This is a genomic window from Campylobacter sp. BCW_6463, from assembly GCF_001762785.1.
Lineage (GTDB): Bacteria > Campylobacterota > Campylobacteria > Campylobacterales > Campylobacteraceae > Campylobacter_D > Campylobacter_D jejuni.
Map to the genome: position 1 here is coordinate 48,102 of NZ_MJXL01000077.1, position 20,383 is coordinate 68,484.

Annotated in this window: 20 protein-coding genes and 1 pseudogene; 7 read left to right on the plus strand and 14 right to left on the minus strand. The window is 30.7% G+C overall.

What is annotated here, in order from left to right; genetic code table 11:
* Positions 1 to 5: 5 nt before the first annotated feature.
* The 7 genes from AJ884_RS08520 to AJ884_RS08550 all read right to left on the minus strand — a co-directional run bounded on the left by AJ884_RS08520 (position 6) and on the right by AJ884_RS08550 (position 6,130).
* Positions 6 to 902, minus strand: a complete 897-nt coding sequence (locus tag AJ884_RS08520; protein WP_074468983.1) for an NAD(P)H-dependent glycerol-3-phosphate dehydrogenase — start codon at positions 900 to 902, stop codon at positions 6 to 8.
* Positions 899 to 2,317 (minus strand): Asp-tRNA(Asn)/Glu-tRNA(Gln) amidotransferase subunit GatB, encoded by a 1,419-nt coding sequence (gene gatB / locus AJ884_RS08525; protein WP_002861904.1) that lies wholly within the window; start codon positions 2,315 to 2,317, stop codon positions 899 to 901. Before gatB ends, AJ884_RS08520 begins: the two co-directional genes overlap by 4 nt.
* Before the next feature lie 118 nt (positions 2,318 to 2,435).
* Entirely contained in the window at positions 2,436 to 2,621 is a 186-nt protein-coding gene (locus tag AJ884_RS10205; RefSeq protein WP_053872368.1) for a hypothetical protein, read from the minus strand.
* Positions 2,618 to 3,298, minus strand: a complete 681-nt coding sequence (locus AJ884_RS08535) for a F0F1 ATP synthase subunit A (RefSeq protein ID WP_002858390.1) — start codon at positions 3,296 to 3,298, stop codon at positions 2,618 to 2,620. The genes AJ884_RS10205 and AJ884_RS08535 overlap by 4 nt, the downstream gene beginning before the upstream one ends.
* A 68-nt stretch (positions 3,299 to 3,366) precedes the next feature.
* The gene (gene radA / locus AJ884_RS08540) at positions 3,367 to 4,707 is read right to left on the minus strand and encodes a DNA repair protein RadA (RefSeq protein ID WP_070286628.1); all 1,341 of its coding nucleotides are present in this window, start codon (positions 4,705 to 4,707) and stop codon (positions 3,367 to 3,369) included.
* Positions 4,707 to 5,573, minus strand: coding sequence for a signal recognition particle-docking protein FtsY (ftsY, locus tag AJ884_RS08545; RefSeq protein ID WP_053872366.1), 867 nt, complete (start codon positions 5,571 to 5,573; stop codon positions 4,707 to 4,709). The genes radA and ftsY overlap by 1 nt, the downstream gene beginning before the upstream one ends.
* On the minus strand, positions 5,573 to 6,130 hold the full coding sequence (locus AJ884_RS08550; RefSeq protein ID WP_053872365.1) for a TlpA family protein disulfide reductase: 558 nt from the start codon (positions 6,128 to 6,130) through the stop codon (positions 5,573 to 5,575). Before AJ884_RS08550 ends, ftsY begins: the two co-directional genes overlap by 1 nt.
* Positions 6,131 to 6,212: 82 nt before the next feature.
* On the opposite strand from AJ884_RS08550, the gene AJ884_RS08555 reads away from it, so the two are divergent.
* The 4 genes and pseudogenes from AJ884_RS08555 (at position 6,213) to AJ884_RS08570 (ending at position 10,138) form a co-directional block, all read left to right on the plus strand.
* Positions 6,213 to 6,839 (plus strand): 5-formyltetrahydrofolate cyclo-ligase, encoded by a 627-nt coding sequence (locus AJ884_RS08555; protein ID WP_044779072.1) that lies wholly within the window; start codon positions 6,213 to 6,215, stop codon positions 6,837 to 6,839.
* A complete protein-coding gene (gene rny, locus AJ884_RS08560; protein ID WP_052857493.1) occupies positions 6,760 to 8,313 on the plus strand; it encodes a ribonuclease Y in 1,554 nt (517 codons plus the stop codon). Before AJ884_RS08555 ends, rny begins: the two co-directional genes overlap by 80 nt.
* An 8-nt stretch (positions 8,314 to 8,321) precedes the next feature.
* On the plus strand, positions 8,322 to 8,879 hold the full coding sequence (locus AJ884_RS08565; RefSeq protein ID WP_053872364.1) for a DedA family protein: 558 nt from the start codon (positions 8,322 to 8,324) through the stop codon (positions 8,877 to 8,879).
* A pseudogene (locus AJ884_RS08570) lies at positions 8,879 to 10,138 on the plus strand (ComEC/Rec2 family competence protein). The gene AJ884_RS08565 and the pseudogene AJ884_RS08570 overlap by 1 nt, the downstream one beginning before the upstream one ends.
* Here the strand turns inward: AJ884_RS08570 and AJ884_RS08575 are convergent.
* The 3 genes from AJ884_RS08575 to AJ884_RS08585 are packed head-to-tail and all read right to left on the minus strand — an operon-like array spanning position 10,082 to position 13,002.
* Positions 10,082 to 10,888 carry a YihY/virulence factor BrkB family protein gene (locus AJ884_RS08575; RefSeq protein WP_070286629.1) on the minus strand — a complete coding sequence of 269 codons (807 nt, stop codon included), beginning with the start codon at positions 10,886 to 10,888 and terminating at the stop codon, positions 10,082 to 10,084. The pseudogene AJ884_RS08570 and the gene AJ884_RS08575 sit on opposite strands and share 57 nt — an antisense overlap.
* A gap of 3 nt (positions 10,889 to 10,891) precedes the next feature.
* The gene (locus AJ884_RS08580; RefSeq protein WP_070286630.1) at positions 10,892 to 12,274 is read right to left on the minus strand and encodes an FAD-linked oxidase C-terminal domain-containing protein; all 1,383 of its coding nucleotides are present in this window, start codon (positions 12,272 to 12,274) and stop codon (positions 10,892 to 10,894) included.
* Positions 12,275 to 12,276: 2 nt separating this feature from the next.
* Complete coding sequence (locus tag AJ884_RS08585) at positions 12,277 to 13,002, minus strand: plasminogen-binding N-terminal domain-containing protein (RefSeq protein WP_070283112.1); 726 nt, start codon at positions 13,000 to 13,002, stop codon at positions 12,277 to 12,279.
* A 122-nt stretch (positions 13,003 to 13,124) separates the two neighbouring features.
* On the opposite strand from AJ884_RS08585, the gene AJ884_RS08590 reads away from it, so the two are divergent.
* The gene (locus AJ884_RS08590; protein ID WP_070286631.1) at positions 13,125 to 14,285 is read left to right on the plus strand and encodes a M23 family metallopeptidase; all 1,161 of its coding nucleotides are present in this window, start codon (positions 13,125 to 13,127) and stop codon (positions 14,283 to 14,285) included.
* Here the strand turns inward: AJ884_RS08590 and AJ884_RS08595 are convergent.
* Genes AJ884_RS08595 through AJ884_RS08610 form a run of 4 tightly spaced genes read right to left on the minus strand, consistent with a single transcriptional unit; the run spans position 14,282 to position 18,291 of the window.
* Entirely contained in the window at positions 14,282 to 14,485 is a 204-nt protein-coding gene (locus AJ884_RS08595) for a hypothetical protein (RefSeq protein WP_002853612.1), read from the minus strand. The two genes, AJ884_RS08590 and AJ884_RS08595, sit on opposite strands and share 4 nt — an antisense overlap.
* A 1-nt stretch (position 14,486) precedes the next feature.
* Entirely contained in the window at positions 14,487 to 15,167 is a 681-nt protein-coding gene (locus AJ884_RS08600) for a polyphenol oxidase family protein (protein WP_052857484.1), read from the minus strand.
* On the minus strand, positions 15,131 to 15,742 hold the full coding sequence (locus AJ884_RS08605; RefSeq protein WP_052857481.1) for a riboflavin synthase: 612 nt from the start codon (positions 15,740 to 15,742) through the stop codon (positions 15,131 to 15,133). Before AJ884_RS08605 ends, AJ884_RS08600 begins: the two co-directional genes overlap by 37 nt.
* An 8-nt stretch (positions 15,743 to 15,750) precedes the next feature.
* The gene (locus tag AJ884_RS08610; RefSeq protein ID WP_070286632.1) at positions 15,751 to 18,291 is read right to left on the minus strand and encodes a hypothetical protein; all 2,541 of its coding nucleotides are present in this window, start codon (positions 18,289 to 18,291) and stop codon (positions 15,751 to 15,753) included.
* Positions 18,292 to 18,452: 161 nt separating this feature from the next.
* Here AJ884_RS08610 and groES point away from each other — a divergent pair, with 161 nt between their 5' ends.
* Positions 18,453 to 18,713, plus strand: a complete 261-nt coding sequence (gene groES, locus AJ884_RS08615; RefSeq protein WP_052834033.1) for a co-chaperone GroES — start codon at positions 18,453 to 18,455, stop codon at positions 18,711 to 18,713.
* Positions 18,714 to 18,732: 19 nt separating this feature from the next.
* Positions 18,733 to 20,370 carry a chaperonin GroEL gene (gene groL, locus AJ884_RS08620; protein ID WP_044779061.1) on the plus strand — a complete coding sequence of 546 codons (1,638 nt, stop codon included), beginning with the start codon at positions 18,733 to 18,735 and terminating at the stop codon, positions 20,368 to 20,370.
* Positions 20,371 to 20,383: the final 13 nt, after the last annotated feature.

The window sequence follows — 20,383 nt, forward strand, 5'->3', positions numbered from 1 at the left end:
TTTCCTTAATCATTTTGCTTTAATAAATTCTGCGTTGCTTCTTGCACACTTTTACCCTTAAAAATTGCCACTACTTCATTTACAATAGGTGTATAAATTCCTTTCATTTTTGCTAATTTTTCTATAGCATAAGCAGTTTTTACACCTTCTGCTACTTCATTAAGCTCGGCTAAAATACTATCTAACTTTTGATTTTGCGCCAGTTTTAAACCCACTCTATAATTTCTTGATAAAACACTGGTTGCAGTTAAAAACAAATCCCCTGCTCCACTTAACCCTAAAAAAGTTTCTTCTTTAGCACCAAAAAATTTACCAAAACGGTGCATTTCTATAAGTCCTCTTGAAATCAATGCTGCTCTTGCATTATTGCCAAGTTTTAACCCATCACTAATCCCACTTGCAATCGCTAAAACATTCTTATAAGCACCACAAATTTCAGCACCACGCACATCATTATCAATATAAGTTTTAATAAAATCAGGGAAAAAACTCGCAAATTTTTTACAAAGCTCTTGATTTATCCCACTAATCATCAAAGCAGTAGGAAGTTTTTGCATTACTTCAGCAGCAAAAGAAGGACCGCTTAAAACACAAAAATTTTCTTTTGGCACAAAATCTAAAAAAATTTCATCTAAAAATTGACAACTTTGATCTTCTATGCCTTTTGAAGCAATTAAAATTTTTTGTCCTTTGTTGATGAAATTTTCTTTAAGCCAAGCACGCATCCCTTGAGAACTTAAAGCAAAAACAAGGTATTCACATTCTAAAGCTTCTTTTATGCTAACAAAATCTTCTAAATCACGCTGATGCAAAGAACTGATAAAACAATTGTGATTTTCTTTTAAGGCTAGATGTAAAGCACTGCCCCATTTTCCCGCACCAATAACCGCTATACGCATCAACCAAGCTTTGCTTTTAAAATTTCATTTACTTTTGCAGGGTTAAAAGCTCCCTTACCCTCTTTCATTGTTTGACCCACAAAAAATCCAAAAAGCTTGTCTTTACCGCTTTTATACTCTGCAACCTTATCAGCATTTGCATTTAAAATTTGTTCAATTACCGCTTCTATAGCTGAATCATCACTTACTTGCTTAAGTCCTAGCTTTTCTATAGCCTCATCAATTTCCATGCTAGTATTTTCAAACACAAAAGCTAAGACATCTTTAGCCGCTTTTGCACTGATAGTGCCATCTTCTATACGTTTAATTAAAACTCCAAGCTTTTGAGCATCTACGGGAGAATTTTCTATAGTCAATTCTCCTTTTAAAAGTCCCATAAGTTCAGTATTTAACCAATTTACACAAAGCTTAGGATTTAAATTTTGAGAAATAAGACTTTCAAAAAAACGACTCATTTCTAAAGAACTGATTAAAACCTCAGCATCACTTTCTTTTATACCAAGCTCGTCTATAAAGCGTGCTTTCTTCTCATCAGGAAGTTCAGGGATTTTAATATCCAAAAACTCATCTTTTAATAAAACAGGCAATAAATCAGGATCTGGAAAATAGCGATATTCTGCCGCTTCTTCTTTACCACGCATACTTCTTGTAACTAAATTTGTTGTATCAAAAAGTCTGGTTTCTTGAACTACTTCTTGTTCGTAAGTTCCATCTTCCCAAGCCTCACTTTGTCTTTTCACCTCATATTCTATAGCTTTTTGGATAAAACGAAAAGAATTAAGATTTTTAATCTCTACCCTAGTATAAAGTTTTGTATCACCCTTAGGTCTTATACTAACATTTGCATCGCATCTAAAACTTCCTTCTTGCATATTTGCATCTGAAATGTCTAAAAAGCGTATGATAGAATGAAGCTTTTTAAGATAAGCTACTGCCTCATCGCTACTTCTAAGCTCAGGTTCGCTGACAATCTCAAGCAAAGGAGTTCCTGCACGATTTAAGTCCACTTTAGAAAAATTATTTTCGTGGATATTTTTACCTGCATCTTCTTCTAAGTGTGCTCTTGTAATACCTATGCGTTTATTTTCACCCTTTACATTGATAAAAAGCTCACCCTTTTCTACTATAGGGATATCAAATTGTGAAATTTGATAAGCCTTAGGTAAATCTGGATAAAAATAATTCTTACGATTAAAAACACTTTTTTTATTAATTGTTGCATTGACAGCTTTTCCAAAAGCTATAGCTTTTTTTACAACCTCTTCATTTAAAACAGGCAAAGCTCCTGGTAAGGCCAAACAAGTGGGACAAACATTGGTATTTGGAGCTTCTCCAAAAGAAGTTGCACATGAACAAAAGATTTTTGTTTTAGTATTTAATTGAGTATGAACTTCAAGACCTATAACTACTTCAAACATAAAATTTCCTTGAATTTTTAAATGCTTTATTTTATCTTTTTTTCTTTTAGAAAAGGCTTTAAATATTAGACTTTGATTTGTATTTGTTTAATTTTAAAATTATGAAATTATAAAACAACTATTTTTTCTGATTTTTAAGTTCATGGTTTTCTATAAACAACATAAAAACCAAAAATAAAAGCAGGCTAAAAATAAACCCCAAAACAAGATAAAAATAAGATATAAATTTAAAAAAGAGAAAAAAGGTGCACAAAAGCATTAAAGCTAAAGATGCACCTTTGAAAAATTCTAAAATATAGATCAATGACCTTCCTCAACAACAGTTGCACCCGCTAAATATACATAAGTTAAAATCATAAAAATAAAAGCTTGTAAAAATGCCATAAAAGTTAAAAGCACATAAGCAGGAAGTGGAGCTATATAAGGAACTAAAGCTAAAATTACCATCAAAAATAAATCGTCACCTTTAATATTTCCAAACAAACGGAAGGACAAAGAAACCACACGAGAAAGATGAGAGACTATCTCTATAGGAAACATCAAAGGAGCTAAAAGTTTAATAGGTCCCATGAAATGAGCAAAATACTTTACAAAACCTTGCGCCCTAATACCCTCAAAATGATAATATACAAAAACTATAATAGCCAAAGACAAAGTCAAATTTAAACTTGCAGTTGGAGCGTGAAAACCAGGTATTATACCTATAATATTGCTAAAAAACACTATAATCCCCAAAGTTGCAACCAAAGGAAGATATTTTCTTGCACCTTTTTCACTTCCCATGGTGTCTCTACCCATAGATAAAACTCCCTCTAAAAAAGCCTCGCCTAAATTTTGCATACCGCGTGGAACAAGTTGCATAGAACGAGTAGCCATCATAGCCACTATAACAGCAATTAAAGCTACCAAACCTATGTGAAAAAAATAAGAAAAAGTATGACTTGCATCAAGCAAAGAGCTAAATAAAAATAAATCTTTCATGGTTTCCTCAAAAATTTTATTCTAAACTCGAAATTTTAGCAAAATCTTACTTATATTTTAATGAAAATTTACATCCATTCTAAAACTTGCGAAAGTTCTTTAGCAACAAAACACTTAAGCCCTATATCTTCCAAAGGCTTAGAAGGAACAATGGCATTTTTAAATTTTTGCATTTTAGCTTCTTTTAAACGAATATCAAGGCTAAAAACCTCTCTAATTTCTCCATTTAAACTAAGCTCCCCTATAAAAATACTATCTTTGCTCAAAGGGCGATTTTTAAAACTTGAAATAATAGCTGCAACCACAGCCAAATCCGCCGCAGTTTCACTTACTTTTACTCCGCCGCTAATATTTACAAATACATCATAATGCCCTAAAGGAATTTCAAGTTTTCTTTCAAGCAAAGCCAAAAGCATATCTAAGCGATTTTTTTCATATCCTGTAGCGCTGCGTTTTGGGTAAGAACTTTCACACACTAAAGCTTGAACTTCTAAAACCAAGGCACGAGATCCTTCCATCACAACACCTAAAGCACTTCCTGAAATAGCCTTTCCACGAGTAAAAAAACGATTTGCTAAATCTTTTGCACTGATCAAACCCTTAGCAGTCATCTCAAAAATACCTACTTCATTCGTTCCACCAAAACGATTTTTAAAGCCTCTTAAAAGTCTGATTTCTTTAGTGGCATCTCCTTCAAAATAAAGCACCACATCTACCATATGCTCAAGAACCCTAGGCCCTGCTATAGCACCTTCTTTAGTAATATGCCCTATGATAAAAGTACTGATATTATAAGCCTTGCTAACACGCATAAGTTCAAAAGTAATCTCACGCACCTGAGTGATGCTTCCTGCTGCTGAAGTGATTTTATTTGAATATAGAGTTTGTATAGAATCAACGATAAGAATGCTATAATCTTTTTTGTGCAATTCTTCTAAAATATTTTCAAGGCAAAGTTCAGTAAGTAAAAATAAATTCGGAGTATTAGCCTCAAGACGATCAGCTCTTAATTTAATCTGGGCTTTACTTTCTTCGCCACTGACATAAAGCACTTTTTTACCCTGTTTAGCTAAATTTGAAGCAATTTTTAACAAAAGCGTAGATTTTCCCACACCTGGACTTCCACCTATAAGCACTAAAGAACCTTCAACAAGCCCTCCACCTAAAACCAAATCAAGCTCATTATCATCTGTGCTGTATCTTGCAAAATGTTCTAACTCCACATCTTCAATACAAACAGCTTCACTTGTTTTCATACTAACTTGCGCAAGCTCTTTTAAAACTTTAATTTGCTCAGCTTTTAATTCTACAAAACTATCCCAAGCTCCACAATCAGGACATTTTCCAAGCCATTTGCTTTGTTGATTTCCACAAGCTTGACATTCAAAAAGTGCTTTATTTTTTGCCATTATTCAAAAATAGGATCTAATAAAGTATCTAAATAAGCACTTGCATTAAATTCTTGTAAATCCGTCATTTGCTCACCTACGCCTACGTAAAAAATAGGAAGTTCAAGCTCTCTTGCTATGCTAAAAAGCGCACCCCCTTTAGCAGTCCCATCAAGCTTTGTGATAATCACGCCATCAAGTTTTACAAGCTCATTAAAAGCTTTAGCTTGTAAAATTCCAGCATTTCCCTGTGTTCCATCTAAAACTAAAATTTTTCTATGTGGTGCACCTTCTAAAGCTTTGTTTGAAATTCTTACAATTTTTTCAAGCTCATGAGTTAAATTTTTTTGATTTTGCAAACGCCCTGCTGTATCGATAATAACCCTATCAAAATCCTTTGCTTTTGCTTTAGAAATGGTATCAAAAGCAACCGCTGAAGGATCATGCCCTTGTGCAGTTAAAACTATATCTACATCCACTTTTTGCGCCCAAAGTTTTAATTGCTCAATCGCACCTGCTCTAAAAGTATCACACGCTCCTAAAATCACTTTTTGATTTTGGTTTTTATATAAATAAGCAAGTTTGGCAATACTTGTTGTTTTTCCCGCTCCATTTACTCCTAAAATAAGCTCTACAAAAGGTTTTTCTTGATTGGTTTCTTTTTTTTCATAAAGAAAATAAGAACCCATAACACGCTTTAAATCTTCTTTTTTTACTTCATTTTGAGGCGGTAAATAATAAATTATCTCTTCAACTATTTCATAACTTACATCTGCTTCAAGCAAAATTTCTTCAAGCAAATCTTTGGTTATCTTTTTATTCTCTCCTTTAACTCCAATAATATTTTCAAGAGTTTTTGCAAGTCCTTTTTTAAAAAAATTAAACATTAAAGTATAGCCTTTTGTATATCGATTTCTAGCATTTCTTCAGGAATAAGCCCTAAATACTGATTAATCAATTTAGAATGCTTGTTGTAAAGAAACATGGTAGGAATTCCATTTACCCCACCTAAAACTTTAGCTAAAAGATAGTTATTTTCACCATTAGAGACTTTATAAGATATTTTATGTTGTTCTATAAATTTTTGAATCTCCTCATTAGACTTATCCTCTAATAAAACTCCAACTATATTAAAATCATTGTTATACTTTTCTTGCAGTTTGTTAAGATGAGGAATTTCGACAATACAAGGAGTACACCAAGTAGTAAAAAATACAAACAAAGTTGCCTTATCTTCATCGTTGAAATTTAAAACGGCATTTTCTTTTTTTACTGAAATTGATCCTCCATCAATCAAATTAAGTTTAAAATTCATATCATCACTTTGATTTATACTTGCCTCGGTGCTTAAATTTACATCATTTTGCTGTTTTTCTTTATCATTGCTACAAGCAACAAATAAACAAGATATTACCACTAGTAAAAGTATTTTTTTAATCTTCATTATTTATCAATCCTTTATTCTTCTTTATAAAAATGCTAAAATTATAACATATATAAGATAATATTTTTTTAAAGGCATATTAATGGAAAAAACAGATTTTAGGGCATTGCAAAAAATACGCCTTTTCAAACATTCAAAACTAAATTTCAAACAAGATTATAAAATATTTAAAGAATGTCTTAAAATAATAAAACTATTTAAAGCTAAAAATATTTTAATTTTTATTCCCTTGCATTATGAACCAAACTTAATAAAATTTCGCCATATTCTTAATAAAAATTACAAACTTTTTGTTCCATTTATGCAAGATAAAAGTTTAAAAATTGTAAAATTAAGATTGCCTTTTATTAAAAAAAGGTTTGGGGTTTTAGAGCCTATAGATTCTTTTTTTAAAGCAAAAATTGATTTAGCTATTGTGCCTGTAATTGGCGTCGATAAAAATTTAAAAAGAATAGGACATGGGCAAGGTTTTTATGATAGATTTTTTGAAAATTTAAATTACAAACCTCATATAATATTTGTCCAAAGTATAGATGCTTTAAGTCAAAATAATCTAACACAAAAGCATGATATTTCAGGAAAATTATACATAAACCCTTATAAAAAATATTACAAGAAAGAAAGAAAAAATGATAGAATCACTTATCGCATTTATAGCCGCTATAGTCGGACTCGGTATAGGATATTTAGTTGCAAAAAAAATCAATGATGCCAAATATGAAATTTTCGTAGAGCAAGCTAAAGCTAAAGCTAAAGCTATAGAATACGAAGCAGAGCTTATTTTAAAAGATGCAAAAAATTCAATTCTTAATGCAGAATTAGAAGTTAAAAAAAAATATGAAGAAAAAACTCACAAAATTCAAAAAGATTTTAATCAAAAATTTGATGATCTTTCTAAAAAAGAACAAAAACTTCAGCAAGAAGAAGAAAAACTAAAAGAAGATAAAGAATACCTTTGTAAGTCACAAAAACACATTCAAGACTTACAATCTGATGTTGATAAATTAAAAAATAAATATCAAGAAAAACTTGACGATGTTTTAAAAATTTTAGAACATTCTACAGGACTTACACAAAATGAAGCTAAAGCAATCATTCTTAAAAAAGTAGAAGAAAATTCTCGCGAGCAAATTGCACATATAGTAAGAAAATATGAAGAAGAAGCAAAAAATGAAGCCAAAAGAAAAGCTAATTTCATCATTGCTCAAGCTACCTCTCGTTTTGCAGGTGAATTTGCGGCTGAAAGACTTATCAATGTTATTAACATTAAAAACGATGAACTTAAAGGACGTATCATTGGTAAAGAAGGACGCAATGTTAAAACCTTGGAAATGGTTTTAGGTGTTGATATTATCATCGATGATACACCAGGTGCTATTATAGTAAGTTGTTTTAATCTTTATCGCCGTGCTATTGCTACAAAAGTTATAGAACTTTTAGTTGAAGATGGCAGAATTCAACCCGCGCGCATAGAAGAAATTCACGAAAAAGTGTGTAAAGAATTTGATAGTGCCATTCTAGAAGAAGGCGAAACCATAGTTATGGATCTAGGTTTAAATAAAATACACCCTGAAATTGTAAAACTCATAGGAAAACTCAAATACCGAGCAAGCTATGGACAAAACGCTTTAGCACATTCTTTGGAAGTGGCTCACCTTGCAGGAATCATTGCTGCTGAGTGTGGTGGAGATGAGAATTTAGCACGTCGTGCGGGAATTTTACATGATATAGGAAAAGCATTAACCCATGATTTTGAAGGATCTCATGTGGATTTAGGTGCAGAACTTTGCAAACGCTACAAAGAGCATCCTGTAGTAATCAATGCTATTTACGCACATCATGGACACGAAGAAGCTACAAGCATAGAATCAGCAGCTGTTTGTGCAGCAGATACTTTAAGTGCTGCACGACCTGGAGCTAGAAGAGAAGTGTTAGAAGCTTTCTTAAAAAGAGTCAGTGAGCTAGAAGATATCGCTAAAAGTAAAGAAGGAATTAAAAATGCCTATGCAATCAATGCCGGAAGAGAGATTCGCGTCATAGCCAATGCTCAGCTTGTTAATGATGATGAAAGTGTACTTTTAGCTAAGGAAATAGCAGCTGAAATTCAAGAAAAAATGCAATATCCTGGTGAAATTAAAGTCAATGTTATACGTGAACTTAGAGCTGTAGAATACGCTAAATAAGGTTTATTATGCAAGATATGATTGATACTTTAATAAAATATGGTTATATTGTTTTATTCTTTTACTCTTTAGGAGGTGGAATGGTTGGAATTTTAGCTGCAGGAGTTTTAAGTTCTCAAGGAAAAATGGATCTTAGTTTTTGCATTGCTCTTGCTTTTATTGCTAATACCATAGGTTCAACTTTGCTTTTTATACTTGGAAAATATTATAAAAAAGATATTATGCCTTATTTTAAAAAACACCGACGCAAGCTAGCCCTTGCTATGATGAAAACAAAACAACACGGAATTATTTTATTTGTAACTCAAAAATTTATTTATGGTTTAAAAACTTTCATTCCTATAGCTGCAGGTATGGCAAAATATAATTTTATTAAATTTTTTATTATCAATACTCTAGCTAGTTTGTCATGGGCTATTGTTCTAGGTTTTACTGCTTATACTTTTGGGTATATTATTGAAGCAATTTTTGATAAACTGAGTTTATATCCTTATGCTGCTCCTTTATTTTTATTATTTTTAGCTGGAATAATTTGGTTTTATTTAAGTAAATTTTCCAAAAAATAATGTCTCTATGGAATTCTTTTTTTTACTCTTTTAAAGAATTTCATTATTTATTTTTATCTGTTGTTATTATTTTTATTTTTAATATCCTTTTAGAATATAATAATTTTTTAAACTTTAAAAACCAAAAACATTACTTTATAAGTAACGCTCTATTAACGCACCAATATATAAAATATAATAAAAAAAATAAAAAATACTGGGTTTTAAAGCTACAAACTGAAAACTTCACTTTTTATACTACAAGTTTTAAGGATTTAAATTTAAGCAAGAATCAACTTTTAAGCCTTAGAATTATCACCCATAATATTAACTTTAAAGACTATCTGAGCAAAAGTTTTTATGCACCTTCTTATGATTTTAAAAAATTAAAAGAAAAAGAATACAATCCCATTATATCTTACTTCTTAAATCAACATACAAATGAAAAAATTAAAGAATTTTATGGTGCTTTATTTTTTGCACTGCCCATATCTTTAGAGCTTAGAAACGATGTAAATTACTACGGCATAGCACACCTTATAGCAATTAGCGGTTATCACATAGGCTTGCTTTTTAGTTTAATTTTCTTTATTTTAGCTCCAATTTATAGTTTTTTCCAAAAAAGATATTTTCCTTATAGAAATTTACGTTTAGATTTAAGTATTTTAATTTTTACACTACTTTTAGCTTATGCTTGTTTAATAGGATTTGTCCCTTCTTTTGTGCGCTCCTTGATTATGGCTTTTTGGGTTTTTTATCTATTGTGTAAAAATATAAAAATTATTAATTTCTTTACGCTTTTTTGTAGTATTTTATTATGCATTTCTCTTTACCCTAGACTTTTATTTAGCATTGGATTTTTATTTTCTATTTTAGGTGTTTTTTATATTTTTTTATAAATGCATCATTTTGCAAATAAATTTAATAATCTTATAAATATTATTTTGCTTAATATTTGGACTTTTTTTGCTATGGTTTTACCTGTGCTTTATTTTTTTCCACTTATAAGCTACCAACAAATTTTAGGTATTATTTTGAGTGGAATTTTTGTAATATTTTATCCTTTAGTATTATTTTTGCATCTTATAAACTATGGAGATTTGCTCAATTTTATCTTAGATGAATTTTTTAAATTTAAAATTTATGGAACTAATATCCATATCCCATTTTGGATTTTTATAAGTTATCTTATTGCTTCTTTAATCTCTGTACGATTTAAATATCTAGCTTTTCTTTGTATTTTTGCGAATTTTATTCCCTTCATTATGATTGTAATTTAGAAAATAATAGAGTTTAAGCCCAAAAAGATAAATAATCCAAGAAATATAAATCCAAATAAAAAAGAATAAAATAGTAGAAAAAGATCCATAAACACTAGCGTATGTTTTATTATATACCACATAATATACAAATAAATTTTTTCCTATATACCAAATAGCACCCGCTCCAAAAGATACTAAAGCTAAACTTTTAAGAGTTCCCTTATGAACAGAACTTGAATAAGATATAAAAAATAAACCCCAAATAATTACAAAGGGTAAAATTTCAAAAAAATTAAACCCTATTTTATAATCATCTAAAGCTTGTTGGATAAAACCTGAAATATAAAAACTAAGCCCAAGCCCCAAAGGAACAAGAGTTAAAAGAGTCCAATAAGAACTAATGCTTTGCCAAAGTCCTTTAGGTTCATTTTTAGTAATACGATTGATTACAAAATCATAGCCTGAAAAAAAAGCTAAAGAAGTAAATGCCATAGCAATAAGACCTACAATACCCAAATTTACACTATTTTTTAAAAAAGTATCGATGTAAGTAGCAACAACATCTTGTTGCGTTGGTATTAAAAAAGCAAAAATTACTTGCTTTGCTTTTTCATAATAAGCTTTAAAACTAGAAATTTGCGTAAAAACAGAAAAACATACAAATAAAATAGGTATTAAAGATAATACAGTATAAAAACTAAGCGCTGCTGCATAATTTAAAATTTCCTTATCACGCAAATTTAGCAAAATAGTAAAAAAATTTTTCACCTTCTAAAGTCCCATTTTAAAAGGATTTAGTATATTATTTGGATCAAAAGCTTTTTTAATATTTCTCATTAAATTCATTTCGGCTTCAGAAAAAGCTAAATTCATAAAAGGTGCTTTAGAGAGTCCGATACCATGCTCTCCGCTTAAAGTTCCTCCAAGTTTCACTGTTAATTTAAAAATCTCTTCCACAGCTTCATAGCCTTTTTTCACTTGCTCTTGATCATTTTTATCAGGAACCATCACATTAGTATGCACATTTCCATCCCCTGTATGCCCAAAACAAGGAATTTTAAAACCATATCTTTTAGAAATCTCATCTATACCTTCAAGCAAGGCAGGTAGTTTAGAACGCGGAACTGTAATATCTTCATTAAGTTTTAAAGTTCCATACATGGAAATGCTTTGAGAACAATTTCTTCTAGCAAACCAAATATCTGCGGCTTCTTGTTCGTCTTTTGCTATTTTAAATTCACTAGCTCCAGCTTCTAAAAAATAATGTTCTAAATTTCTTAAATCCTCATCAATAGCTTCTTTAACATTACCATCCACATCAGCAATCAAAATAGCGCCAGCTTCTATAGGCAAACCTTTATTAAATTTACTCTCAACCGCTCTAATGCTAAGATTGTCTAAAAATTCCATAGATACAGGACTTACGCCGCTAGCAAGACTTTTGTAAACCGCATTCATAGCACTTTTTATACTTGGAAAAATAGCAAAAGCGGTTTTTTTGAATTTAGGTAAAGGCATTAATTTTAAAGTAAGCTCACTTAAAACTGCCAAAGAACCTTCACTAGCGATTAAAATTCCTGCCAAATTATAACCTGCCACATCTTTAATAGTGCGTTTTCCTGCACGAATGATTTCTCCGCTAGGCAAAACAGCCCTTAAAGCCATCACATAATCTTTTGTAATGCCATATTTTGCAGCTCTCATTCCCCCAGCATTTTCGCTTACATTACCCCCTAAGCTAGAATACTCCATGCTAGCAGGGTCAGGCGGGTAAAAAAGTCCGTATTTAGCCACTTCTTTTTGTAAATGTATATTAATAACCCCAGGTTGCACAACAGCCACTAAATTTTCAAGATCAATTTCCAAAATTTTATTCATATGCTTTTCAAAAGCAAGCACCACCCCGCCATTAACAGCTAAAGCTCCTCCTGTAAAACCAGATCCTGAGCCTCGTGGTATGACTATGATATTATTTTCATTGCAAAATTTTAAAATTTGAGCAATATCTTCTTCATGTCTTGGAAAAAGAACCCCATCGGGTAAATAATGTTTTTTTGTCGCATCATAGCTATAAGCTCTTTTGTGAATTTCATCAAAATAAGCGTTTTCTTCTCCTAAAAATCGTTTAAAATATTGTTCAAATTCTTTTTTCATGTTTATTGCACCTTAGGAAGATTAATCAAAGCATCATAATACCTATAATAATTTCCTATTTCTTGAGAGTTAAAATCAAAAAAATTACTTTTATATCCACCTATACGAGAATAAAAAGGAACCTGAACGCTAGTTGGCTTGCTTATAGGCACTTCATAAAGCTTATTAAAATCTTGACAATCCACAACTTCTGCTTGATTTTCCAAAGCCACAACCAAAATGCCAACCGCATTATCATCACAAAATTGCCTAAAATCTGAACGCTTAGGAGAAAGAGTGGCCGTTCTAATTAATTGTGCTCCAAAAATGTCAATATGGGTAAAATATATCTGCGGAAATTCTCTAACAAGTTCATTATAAGTTTGTTCATCAGGAGCAATTACCAATCCTCTATCATAAAGAAAATTTAAAACAACCTCATCACCTACTTTAGGTAAAACATTTGGTAAAGGCAAAGCATCTTGCTTAAGAGCTGAAAAAACACTAAATTCTAATTTTGCCAAACCATTTTTTTTATCTATAACACTTGCTCTAGCGATGATACTTTGCGAATTGCTAAAATGTTGCACTACTACACCACTTGAATAAAGTTTTATATCATCACTATCTTTAATATAGCCATAAATATCATCAACTTTTACAAGTTTACTTTTTATAGGTTTTAAATCAAATCCAACCGCAAAGAGGCTAAGGTTTAAAGCTAAAAAACACACTATAGTTTTAAACAAATTTACTCCTTAAATAAAAATTTATAGAATTATAATCCTTTTTTGTTAAGCAATTGTAAGAAAAATAAAGTAAAATATAGCTTTCAAAATTTCAAAATTCTTTTAAAAATTAAGGTTATCTCATGAAAAAATTATTACTTTTATTTATTTTTGTTATTCAAAGTTTTGCAGCTTTAAGTGTTGAAGAGCTAACTTGGGATAATGGAGATACCTTACTTAAATTCTTACAAAGAAATTCCATACCTATGTCGCTTTATTATGGACTTGATAGAGAAGATCAAGAGCTTGCTTCTGATATAGCCTACAAAATAAAATATCAAGTTTTAAAAGATGAAAACAACAACATAGAACAAGTTTTAATTCCAATTAGTGATGATTTACAAATTCATATCTATAAAGATAAAGGTGGACAATACACTCTTGCTTTTACTCCTGTATCTTATCAAAAAGAAGATAGAATTTTACATTTAACCATTAAAAGCTCTGCTTATCAAGATGTCTATGAAGAAAGTGGTAGCAGCACTTTAGCTCGTGCTATGGTTCGTGCTTTTCGAGGAAGTATAAATTTTCACAATATCCAAAAAGGTGATGAAGTAACCCTATATTATGAACAAAAAAGACGCATGGGTAAACTTTGGGGTGATATAAATATAAAAATGGCAATGGTAGAAATCAATAAAAGCGCAAGAGAAGTCTTTTCTTATAATGATATATTCTATGATCGTGATGGCAAAGAATTGGAATCTTTTTTACTTACAAAACCTGTGAATTACACTAGAATTTCTTCTCCTTTTACAACAGCAAGATATCATCCTATATTAAAACGCTATCGCGCCCATCTTGGTATAGACTATGCTGCACCTACCGGAACTCCTGTGAAAAGTGCTGGCAAAGGAGTAGTAACCTTTATAGGCACAAAAGGTGGTTATGGAAATGTAATTCAAATCAAGCATGACTCAGGTTATATGACTTTATATGCTCATCTTAGTCGTTTTGCAAAAATTAAAAACGGACAAAAGGTAAATCAAGGACAAGTAATTGCATATGTTGGTTCAACAGGTATGAGCACAGGTCCTCATTTGCATTTTGGAGTATATTTAAATAATAGAGCTATAAATCCTGCATCTGTTGTAAAAATCACCAAATCAGAACTTAGTGGAAAAGCGAAAGAGAATTTTAAGCATATCATAGCTGGATACGACCAGGTTGTTAAAGAAGCCCTAGCTTCAAATCAACCTAATCCTCCAAAAGAAGAAGATTTTGAAAACTATATAGAATTTTAATTACTCAATAACGCTTTATCTTTCGCATTGATTAAAGAATTTAGAAGAGTTGCAAGCTCTTCTTTTTCTTTTTCATTAATTTCACAAAAATCTGCATCAATCAATTGTTTCACCAAAGCTTCATTTAGCAAATCCCCATCGCCAAATTCTCTAGCTTTTTGAATGATTTTTAACACTCTTAAATCTTTTCTTTCGTACATTTTAATCCTTTAAATAAACCACACTCACAAAACGCTTAGTCGTTTTATCTCGACGATAAGAAAAAAAACTCTCATCATCAAAGCTACAAATTCCACAATCTTTAATATTTTCAATGCCTAAATTTTGCGCTTGAAATTTTACTAAAGCTTTTAAATCAAGTTTATCGTCTTGAACAAATTCTTTAAATTCTTTTTTAGCAAATTCTAAAATTTCTCCATCTATTTCATAATTTTTAGCACAAATTCCAGGCAGGATAAAAAGATGAAATTTATTTTTATCTAAATGTGAATTTTGCATAGCAATTTGATCAACGCATTCTTTTAGGATATTTTCAAAGCTTCCTTTTCTACCTGAATGCAAAGCTGCTATAATACCACTTTCATGATATAAAATTAAAGGCAAACAATCCGCACTTAAAACACAAAGAGCAGTATTTTTTTCCTTGCTTATAAGTCCATCACAACTGAGATTTTTTAAATTTTTATCATAAATAATAACTTTATGGGAGTGAATTTGATCCATAAAAACACATTTTTCAATGTCTTTAAAACCTAAATGAGAAAATAAATTCTCATTATAAATTTTAGCTCTAAAAACATTATAATCCTTATCAAAAGCGCAAAAAATACCGACTTTATCATTTTCTAATAAAGATAAGAAATTCTTTCCACTTCTTCCCATGACAATCCTTTGTTTTTACCTTGTAATTGTGCATAAATATAACGAGCAAGCAAATCACTTTCTATGTTGATTTTTCTACCTACTTGATAGTCTTTAAAAAGCGTTTCTTTAAAGGTAATAGGAATAATAGTAAGCCTGATACCATTTTTTAAAATTTCATTGATAGTAAGACTTACTCCATCAACGCCTATACTTCCTTTTTCTGCTATAAATTTCATAGCTTCTTTAGGTAAAGATATATGAAAATCTACTCCATTTTCATCTTTTTGAATTTTTTCAAGTGTGCCAATAAAATCAATATGTCCTTGCATAAGATGTCCATCAATTCTATCACCGTATCTTAAAGCAGATTCTATATGAACTTTATCTTTTAAATTTTCTATAGCTATATGAGTGCGACTTTCACGAGAAAGCTCCACTTCAAAACCTCCCTCATAAAGTTTTGTCACACTCAAACAAGCTCCATTCACAGCTATACTATCGCCAAGATTTGGGCGATATTTTGCTTTTAAACTTAAAGTATTGTTTTGATAAGATTGAACTTTAGCAATTTCTCTTATGAGTCCATTAAACATTTTTTACCTTAAAAAATCTTATTTAATAATTTATTTACCGCTTTATCTACTTTATCGCCTGTACTTTTAGCACCATCACTCACACCACCACCTACTACATTTTTAATAGAATTTAACACACTTCCTGCATTTAAATTTACTTTAGGGTTTTCCGTAGTTCCTGTAATGCTTCCTTTAAAATTGGCTCTATCGAGTTTAATATCAAAAGGCAAATTTAAAGCCCCGCTTTTAGAATTTAAAGCTCCTGATTGTACTAAAATATAAGAACGATCCGCTTGCATATTAAGATCAAGTTTGATATTTTCTTTTTTAATCAAAGCTTTAGCATTAACAGTGCGATAAACATCATTTGTAATATCTTTTAGCATTAAAATTTTTAAAGCATTGGTAATAAGATTTGGTTTTAATTTACCCTCTTTCATGTCCAAATTAACCTCGCCTTCTTCGCTTAAAAGATTGTAATTTGCCTTCACATCTGCCTTGCCTTGATAAACATCCATAAAGTCCAAACTTTGAGCTAGACTACTTAAATCCACTCCATTTAAATCAGCAAGCAAAAGGTTATTTTTAAGTGTGCTTTGAAGCTTCCCTTCAAATAAATTTGGACTATTTACAACAAAATTTAAACTCTTATCAAAACCTACCTTTCCATTAAATTCTGCCTTACCTTTAAGTTTTCTATCCAACAAAAAGCCTAGTTTTGAAAAATCATTTATCTTTAGACTAAAATCCGAATTTAAAAGCATTTTGCCTATATCAAAACTTCCTTGTAGTTTTGTAAGATCAGCTAAAGATGAATTTAAAACGGAATCAAATTGAGCGATATTATTTTTAAAATTAATTTTGGTATTTAAATCATAACTTGTATTGTTTGGAAAATTTTTATTTAAAATGTTACTTAAAGTTGTAACATTTAAAATACCTTTAGCTTCTAAATTTGCTTTACCATTAAGGTTGTTAAAATCGATATTATCTAAATTAACTTTTGCATTAACAATTCCACTGGCATAATTTGGCATACCTGCTATAACAAAAAGTTTAGATAAATCAAGTTTATCAATGTTTAAATCAAGTTTTTTACCATTTGAATCAGCCTTGATTACACCATCTGCCAAATTTGCATTTGCATTTAAATTTTGTATTTGAGTGCCTATAATATGAGCTTTTGCAGTAAGATCTGCCTTACCTTGTAATTTTTGTCCTGCTATAGTACTAAACTGAGACAAGTCATCAATAAAAGCATTTAAATCTGTATTTAACTCACTATTTTTTAAATTATAAGTTCCTTGAAGTTTTTTAATATTAAGCAAATTTGAAGCAAGTAAAGCATTGTAAGAAATATTGCTATTTTTTGCATTTGCTTTAGTATCAAGACTAAAAATTGTATTTGGAAGTTCTATTTTGGCTATTTTTTTAAGCTCATTGGTGTTAATCTTTGCATTGTTTATTTTTGCTTCAAGATCGAAATTAGAAAAATCTAAATCCGCATTTAGAAGCTTAGCATTTAAATTTCCAGAAACCAAAGCTCCATATCCTGCAAGAGCTAATAATTTTTCCAAACTTGCTTCATTAATATCTGCAAAAATTTTATTATTTTTCAAACTTGCCTTTACCTCTCCACCAAGTCCGATAACTTGAGCATTTAAACTTGATAAGGCATTATTTACAACACTTGTTTGACCTATCACACCCAAACTACCATTTAGTCTAGTTTTTGTAAGTTTTTCAAGCTTTGCAAGAGAAGGAATACTTAAATTAAAATCAGTACTTAAAGCATTCTTGCTAATATCATAAAGAGTTTTTTGGGTTTGTAAGTTAAGATAATCATTGTAAATTTTACTTACAGCATAAATCTTATCTTCTTTAACATTGGCCAAAATTTCTGCTTTAGGATTAGAATTTAAAGGCAAGTCTAAAGAAAAATCTTTTTTTATCGCCTCATAGTTTATATAACTTGTATCAAGTTTTATGATAATATTTCCATCAGGTTTTAAATCCTGTGCTGAAATTTTTGCTTGAGCATTTAAAAAACCTTTAGCGTAACTAGGGTAAGATAAAAGATGAAGTATTTCTTCTACCTTAAGATTTTGCGCATCTAAATTTAAAGCAATAGGATTGTAATTATACATTCTTGCATTTAAAAGTACATTTGAACCTAATAAATAACCTTTTCCATCTAAAGTAAAATCACTTGCTTTACCTTGAATCTTACCGCCAAAAGAAAGGTTTTGATTTAAATTTAAACCTAAATTTTTAGCATAATTTTGATTTAAAGAAATAAGATAGTCAAGATCAAATCCAAGCTTAAAAGGACTCAAAGCTCCCTTAAGATTAAAATCTGCCATATTTGCGATATTTGCTTGCAGTTCAAGACTTGAAAAACGTAAATTAAAATGCGTGATATTTACATCTAATCTCGCACTTTCTTTGATTTTTTTTTGTGCTATATTTGCCACTATATTATTACCAAAACTTGTGAAAAGTATGGTATAAATAGCAATTAAAAGCACAACAACAAAAGCTATAACTCCATAAAAAATCTTTTTCATTTTTATCCTTTAGTTTATTTTATAAAATAACTTTAGTCTATAAAACTAAACTTTTATAAATATTTTAATTTAAAGTATTGACAAAATTCATTTTTTATAGTATGATTTTATCACTCTAAATAAAAGAGTGCTAAAATCAATATTTTTAAGGATGGACAAAAATGAATTTTCAACCTTTAGGAAAGCGTGTTCTAGTTAAACGCGTTGAAGAAACCAAAACAACAGCCTCAGGCATAATTATACCAGATAATGCTAAAGAAAAGCCTTTAATGGGTGAAGTAGTGGCAGCAAGTAAAGAAATCACTGATATTGCAAATGGTGATAAAATCGTGTTTGCTAAATACGGTGGAACAGAAATTAAACTTGATAATAATGAATATTTAGTTTTAAATTTAGATGATATCTTAGGAATTTTAAAATAATTTATAAAAAGGATAAAAAATGGCAAAAGAAATTATTTTTTCAGATGAAGCAAGAAATAAACTTTATGAGGGCGTTAAAAAACTTAATGACGCGGTAAAAGTAACTATGGGGCCAAGAGGACGCAATGTTTTAATACAAAAAAGCTTTGGTGCTCCAAGCATTACTAAAGATGGCGTAAGTGTTGCTAAAGAAGTAGAACTTAAAGACAGTCTTGAAAATATGGGTGCTTCACTTGTAAGAGAAGTAGCAAGCAAAACAGCTGATCAAGCAGGGGATGGAACAACTACTGCAACGGTTTTAGCTCATGCAATTTTCAAAGAAGGTTTAAGAAATATCACAGCAGGCGCAAATCCTATTGAAGTAAAACGCGGTATGGATAAGGCTTGCGAAGCTATAGTAGGCGAACTTAAAAAACTTTCTCGCGAAGTAAAAGATAAAAAAGAAATTGCACAAGTTGCTACAATCTCAGCCAACTCTGATGAAAAAATCGGAAATTTAATCGCTGATGCTATGGAAAAAGTGGGCAAAGATGGTGTTATCACTGTTGAAGAGGCAAAATCAATCAATGATGAATTAAATGTAGTTGAAGGTATGCAATTTGACAGAGGTTATTTAAGCCCTTATTTTATCACTAATGCAGAAAAAATGACCGTAGAGCTTTCAAGCCCTTATATCCTGCTTTTTGATAAAAAAATTGCAAATTTAAAAGATTTATTACCGGTTTTAGAACAAATTCAAAAAACAGGCAAACCACTTTTAATTATCGCTGAAGATATTGAAGGTGAAGCGCTTGCAACTTTAGTTGTAAATAAACTTCGCGGTGTTCTTAATATTTCAGCCGTAAAAGCTCCAGGTTTTGGCGATAGAAGGAAAGCTATGCTTGAAGATATAGCAATTTTAACAGGCGGAGAAGTGATTTCTGAAGAACTTGGAAGAACTCTTGAAAGTGCGACCATACAAGATCTTGGACAAGCTTCTAGCGTAATTATCGATAAAGACAATACAACCATAGTAAATGGCGCAGGTGAAAAAGCAAATATCGATGCAAGAGTAAATCAAATCAAAGCACAAATTGCTGAAACAACTTCAGATTATGACAGAGAAAAATTGCAAGAAAGACTTGCAAAATTAAGTGGCGGTGTTGCAGTTATTAAAGTAGGCGCAGCAACTGAAACTGAAATGAAAGAGAAAAAAGATCGCGTTGATGATGCTTTAAGTGCTACCAAAGCAGCAGTGGAAGAAGGTATAGTAATCGGTGGTGGTGCAGCACTTATCAAAGCAAAAGCTAAAATCAAACTTGATTTAAAAGGTGATGAAGCAATTGGTGCAGCTATCGTTGAAAGAGCTTTAAGAGCACCTTTAAGACAAATTGCTGAAAATGCAGGATTTGATGCAGGTGTGGTTGTAAATAGTGTAGAAAATGCTAAAGATGAAAACACAGGATTTGATGCTGCAAAAGGTGAATATGTCAATATGCTTGAAAGTGGAATTATCGACCCTGTTAAAGTAGAAAGAGTAGCTTTACTTAACGCAGTTTCTGTAGCTAGTATGCTTTTAACCACAGAAGCAACAATTAGTGAAATTAAAGAAGATAAACCTGCTATGCCAGATATGAGCGGTATGGGAGGAATGGGTGGTATGGGCGGAATGATGTAATATCTGCTCTAAC

Excerpts from the sequence above, each read along its gene's own strand:
- AJ884_RS08555 (WP_044779072.1), top strand. The coding sequence starts at position 6,213 with ATGGAAAAAACAGATTTTAGGGCATTGCAAAAAATACGCCTTTTCAAA.
- AJ884_RS08600 (WP_052857484.1), bottom strand. The coding sequence starts at position 15,167 with ATGGGAAGAAGTGGAAAGAATTTCTTATCTTTATTAGAAAATGATAAA.
- AJ884_RS08610 (WP_070286632.1), bottom strand. The coding sequence starts at position 18,291 with ATGAAAAAGATTTTTTATGGAGTTATAGCTTTTGTTGTTGTGCTTTTA.
- AJ884_RS08535 (WP_002858390.1), bottom strand. The coding sequence starts at position 3,298 with ATGAAAGATTTATTTTTATTTAGCTCTTTGCTTGATGCAAGTCATACT.
- AJ884_RS08550 (WP_053872365.1), bottom strand. The coding sequence starts at position 6,130 with ATGAAGATTAAAAAAATACTTTTACTAGTGGTAATATCTTGTTTATTT.
- ftsY (WP_053872366.1), bottom strand. The coding sequence starts at position 5,573 with ATGTTTAATTTTTTTAAAAAAGGACTTGCAAAAACTCTTGAAAATATT.
- radA (WP_070286628.1), bottom strand. The coding sequence starts at position 4,707 with ATGGCAAAAAATAAAGCACTTTTTGAATGTCAAGCTTGTGGAAATCAA.
- AJ884_RS08605 (WP_052857481.1), bottom strand. The coding sequence starts at position 15,742 with ATGTTTAATGGACTCATAAGAGAAATTGCTAAAGTTCAATCTTATCAA.
- AJ884_RS08595 (WP_002853612.1), bottom strand. The coding sequence starts at position 14,485 with ATGTACGAAAGAAAAGATTTAAGAGTGTTAAAAATCATTCAAAAAGCT.
- AJ884_RS08580 (WP_070286630.1), bottom strand. The coding sequence starts at position 12,274 with ATGAAAAAAGAATTTGAACAATATTTTAAACGATTTTTAGGAGAAGAA.
- AJ884_RS08590 (WP_070286631.1), top strand. The coding sequence starts at position 13,125 with ATGAAAAAATTATTACTTTTATTTATTTTTGTTATTCAAAGTTTTGCA.
- groL (WP_044779061.1), top strand. The coding sequence starts at position 18,733 with ATGGCAAAAGAAATTATTTTTTCAGATGAAGCAAGAAATAAACTTTAT.
- AJ884_RS08565 (WP_053872364.1), top strand. The coding sequence starts at position 8,322 with ATGCAAGATATGATTGATACTTTAATAAAATATGGTTATATTGTTTTA.
- groES (WP_052834033.1), top strand. The coding sequence starts at position 18,453 with ATGAATTTTCAACCTTTAGGAAAGCGTGTTCTAGTTAAACGCGTTGAA.
- gatB (WP_002861904.1), bottom strand. The coding sequence starts at position 2,317 with ATGTTTGAAGTAGTTATAGGTCTTGAAGTTCATACTCAATTAAATACT.
- rny (WP_052857493.1), top strand. The coding sequence starts at position 6,760 with ATGATAGAATCACTTATCGCATTTATAGCCGCTATAGTCGGACTCGGT.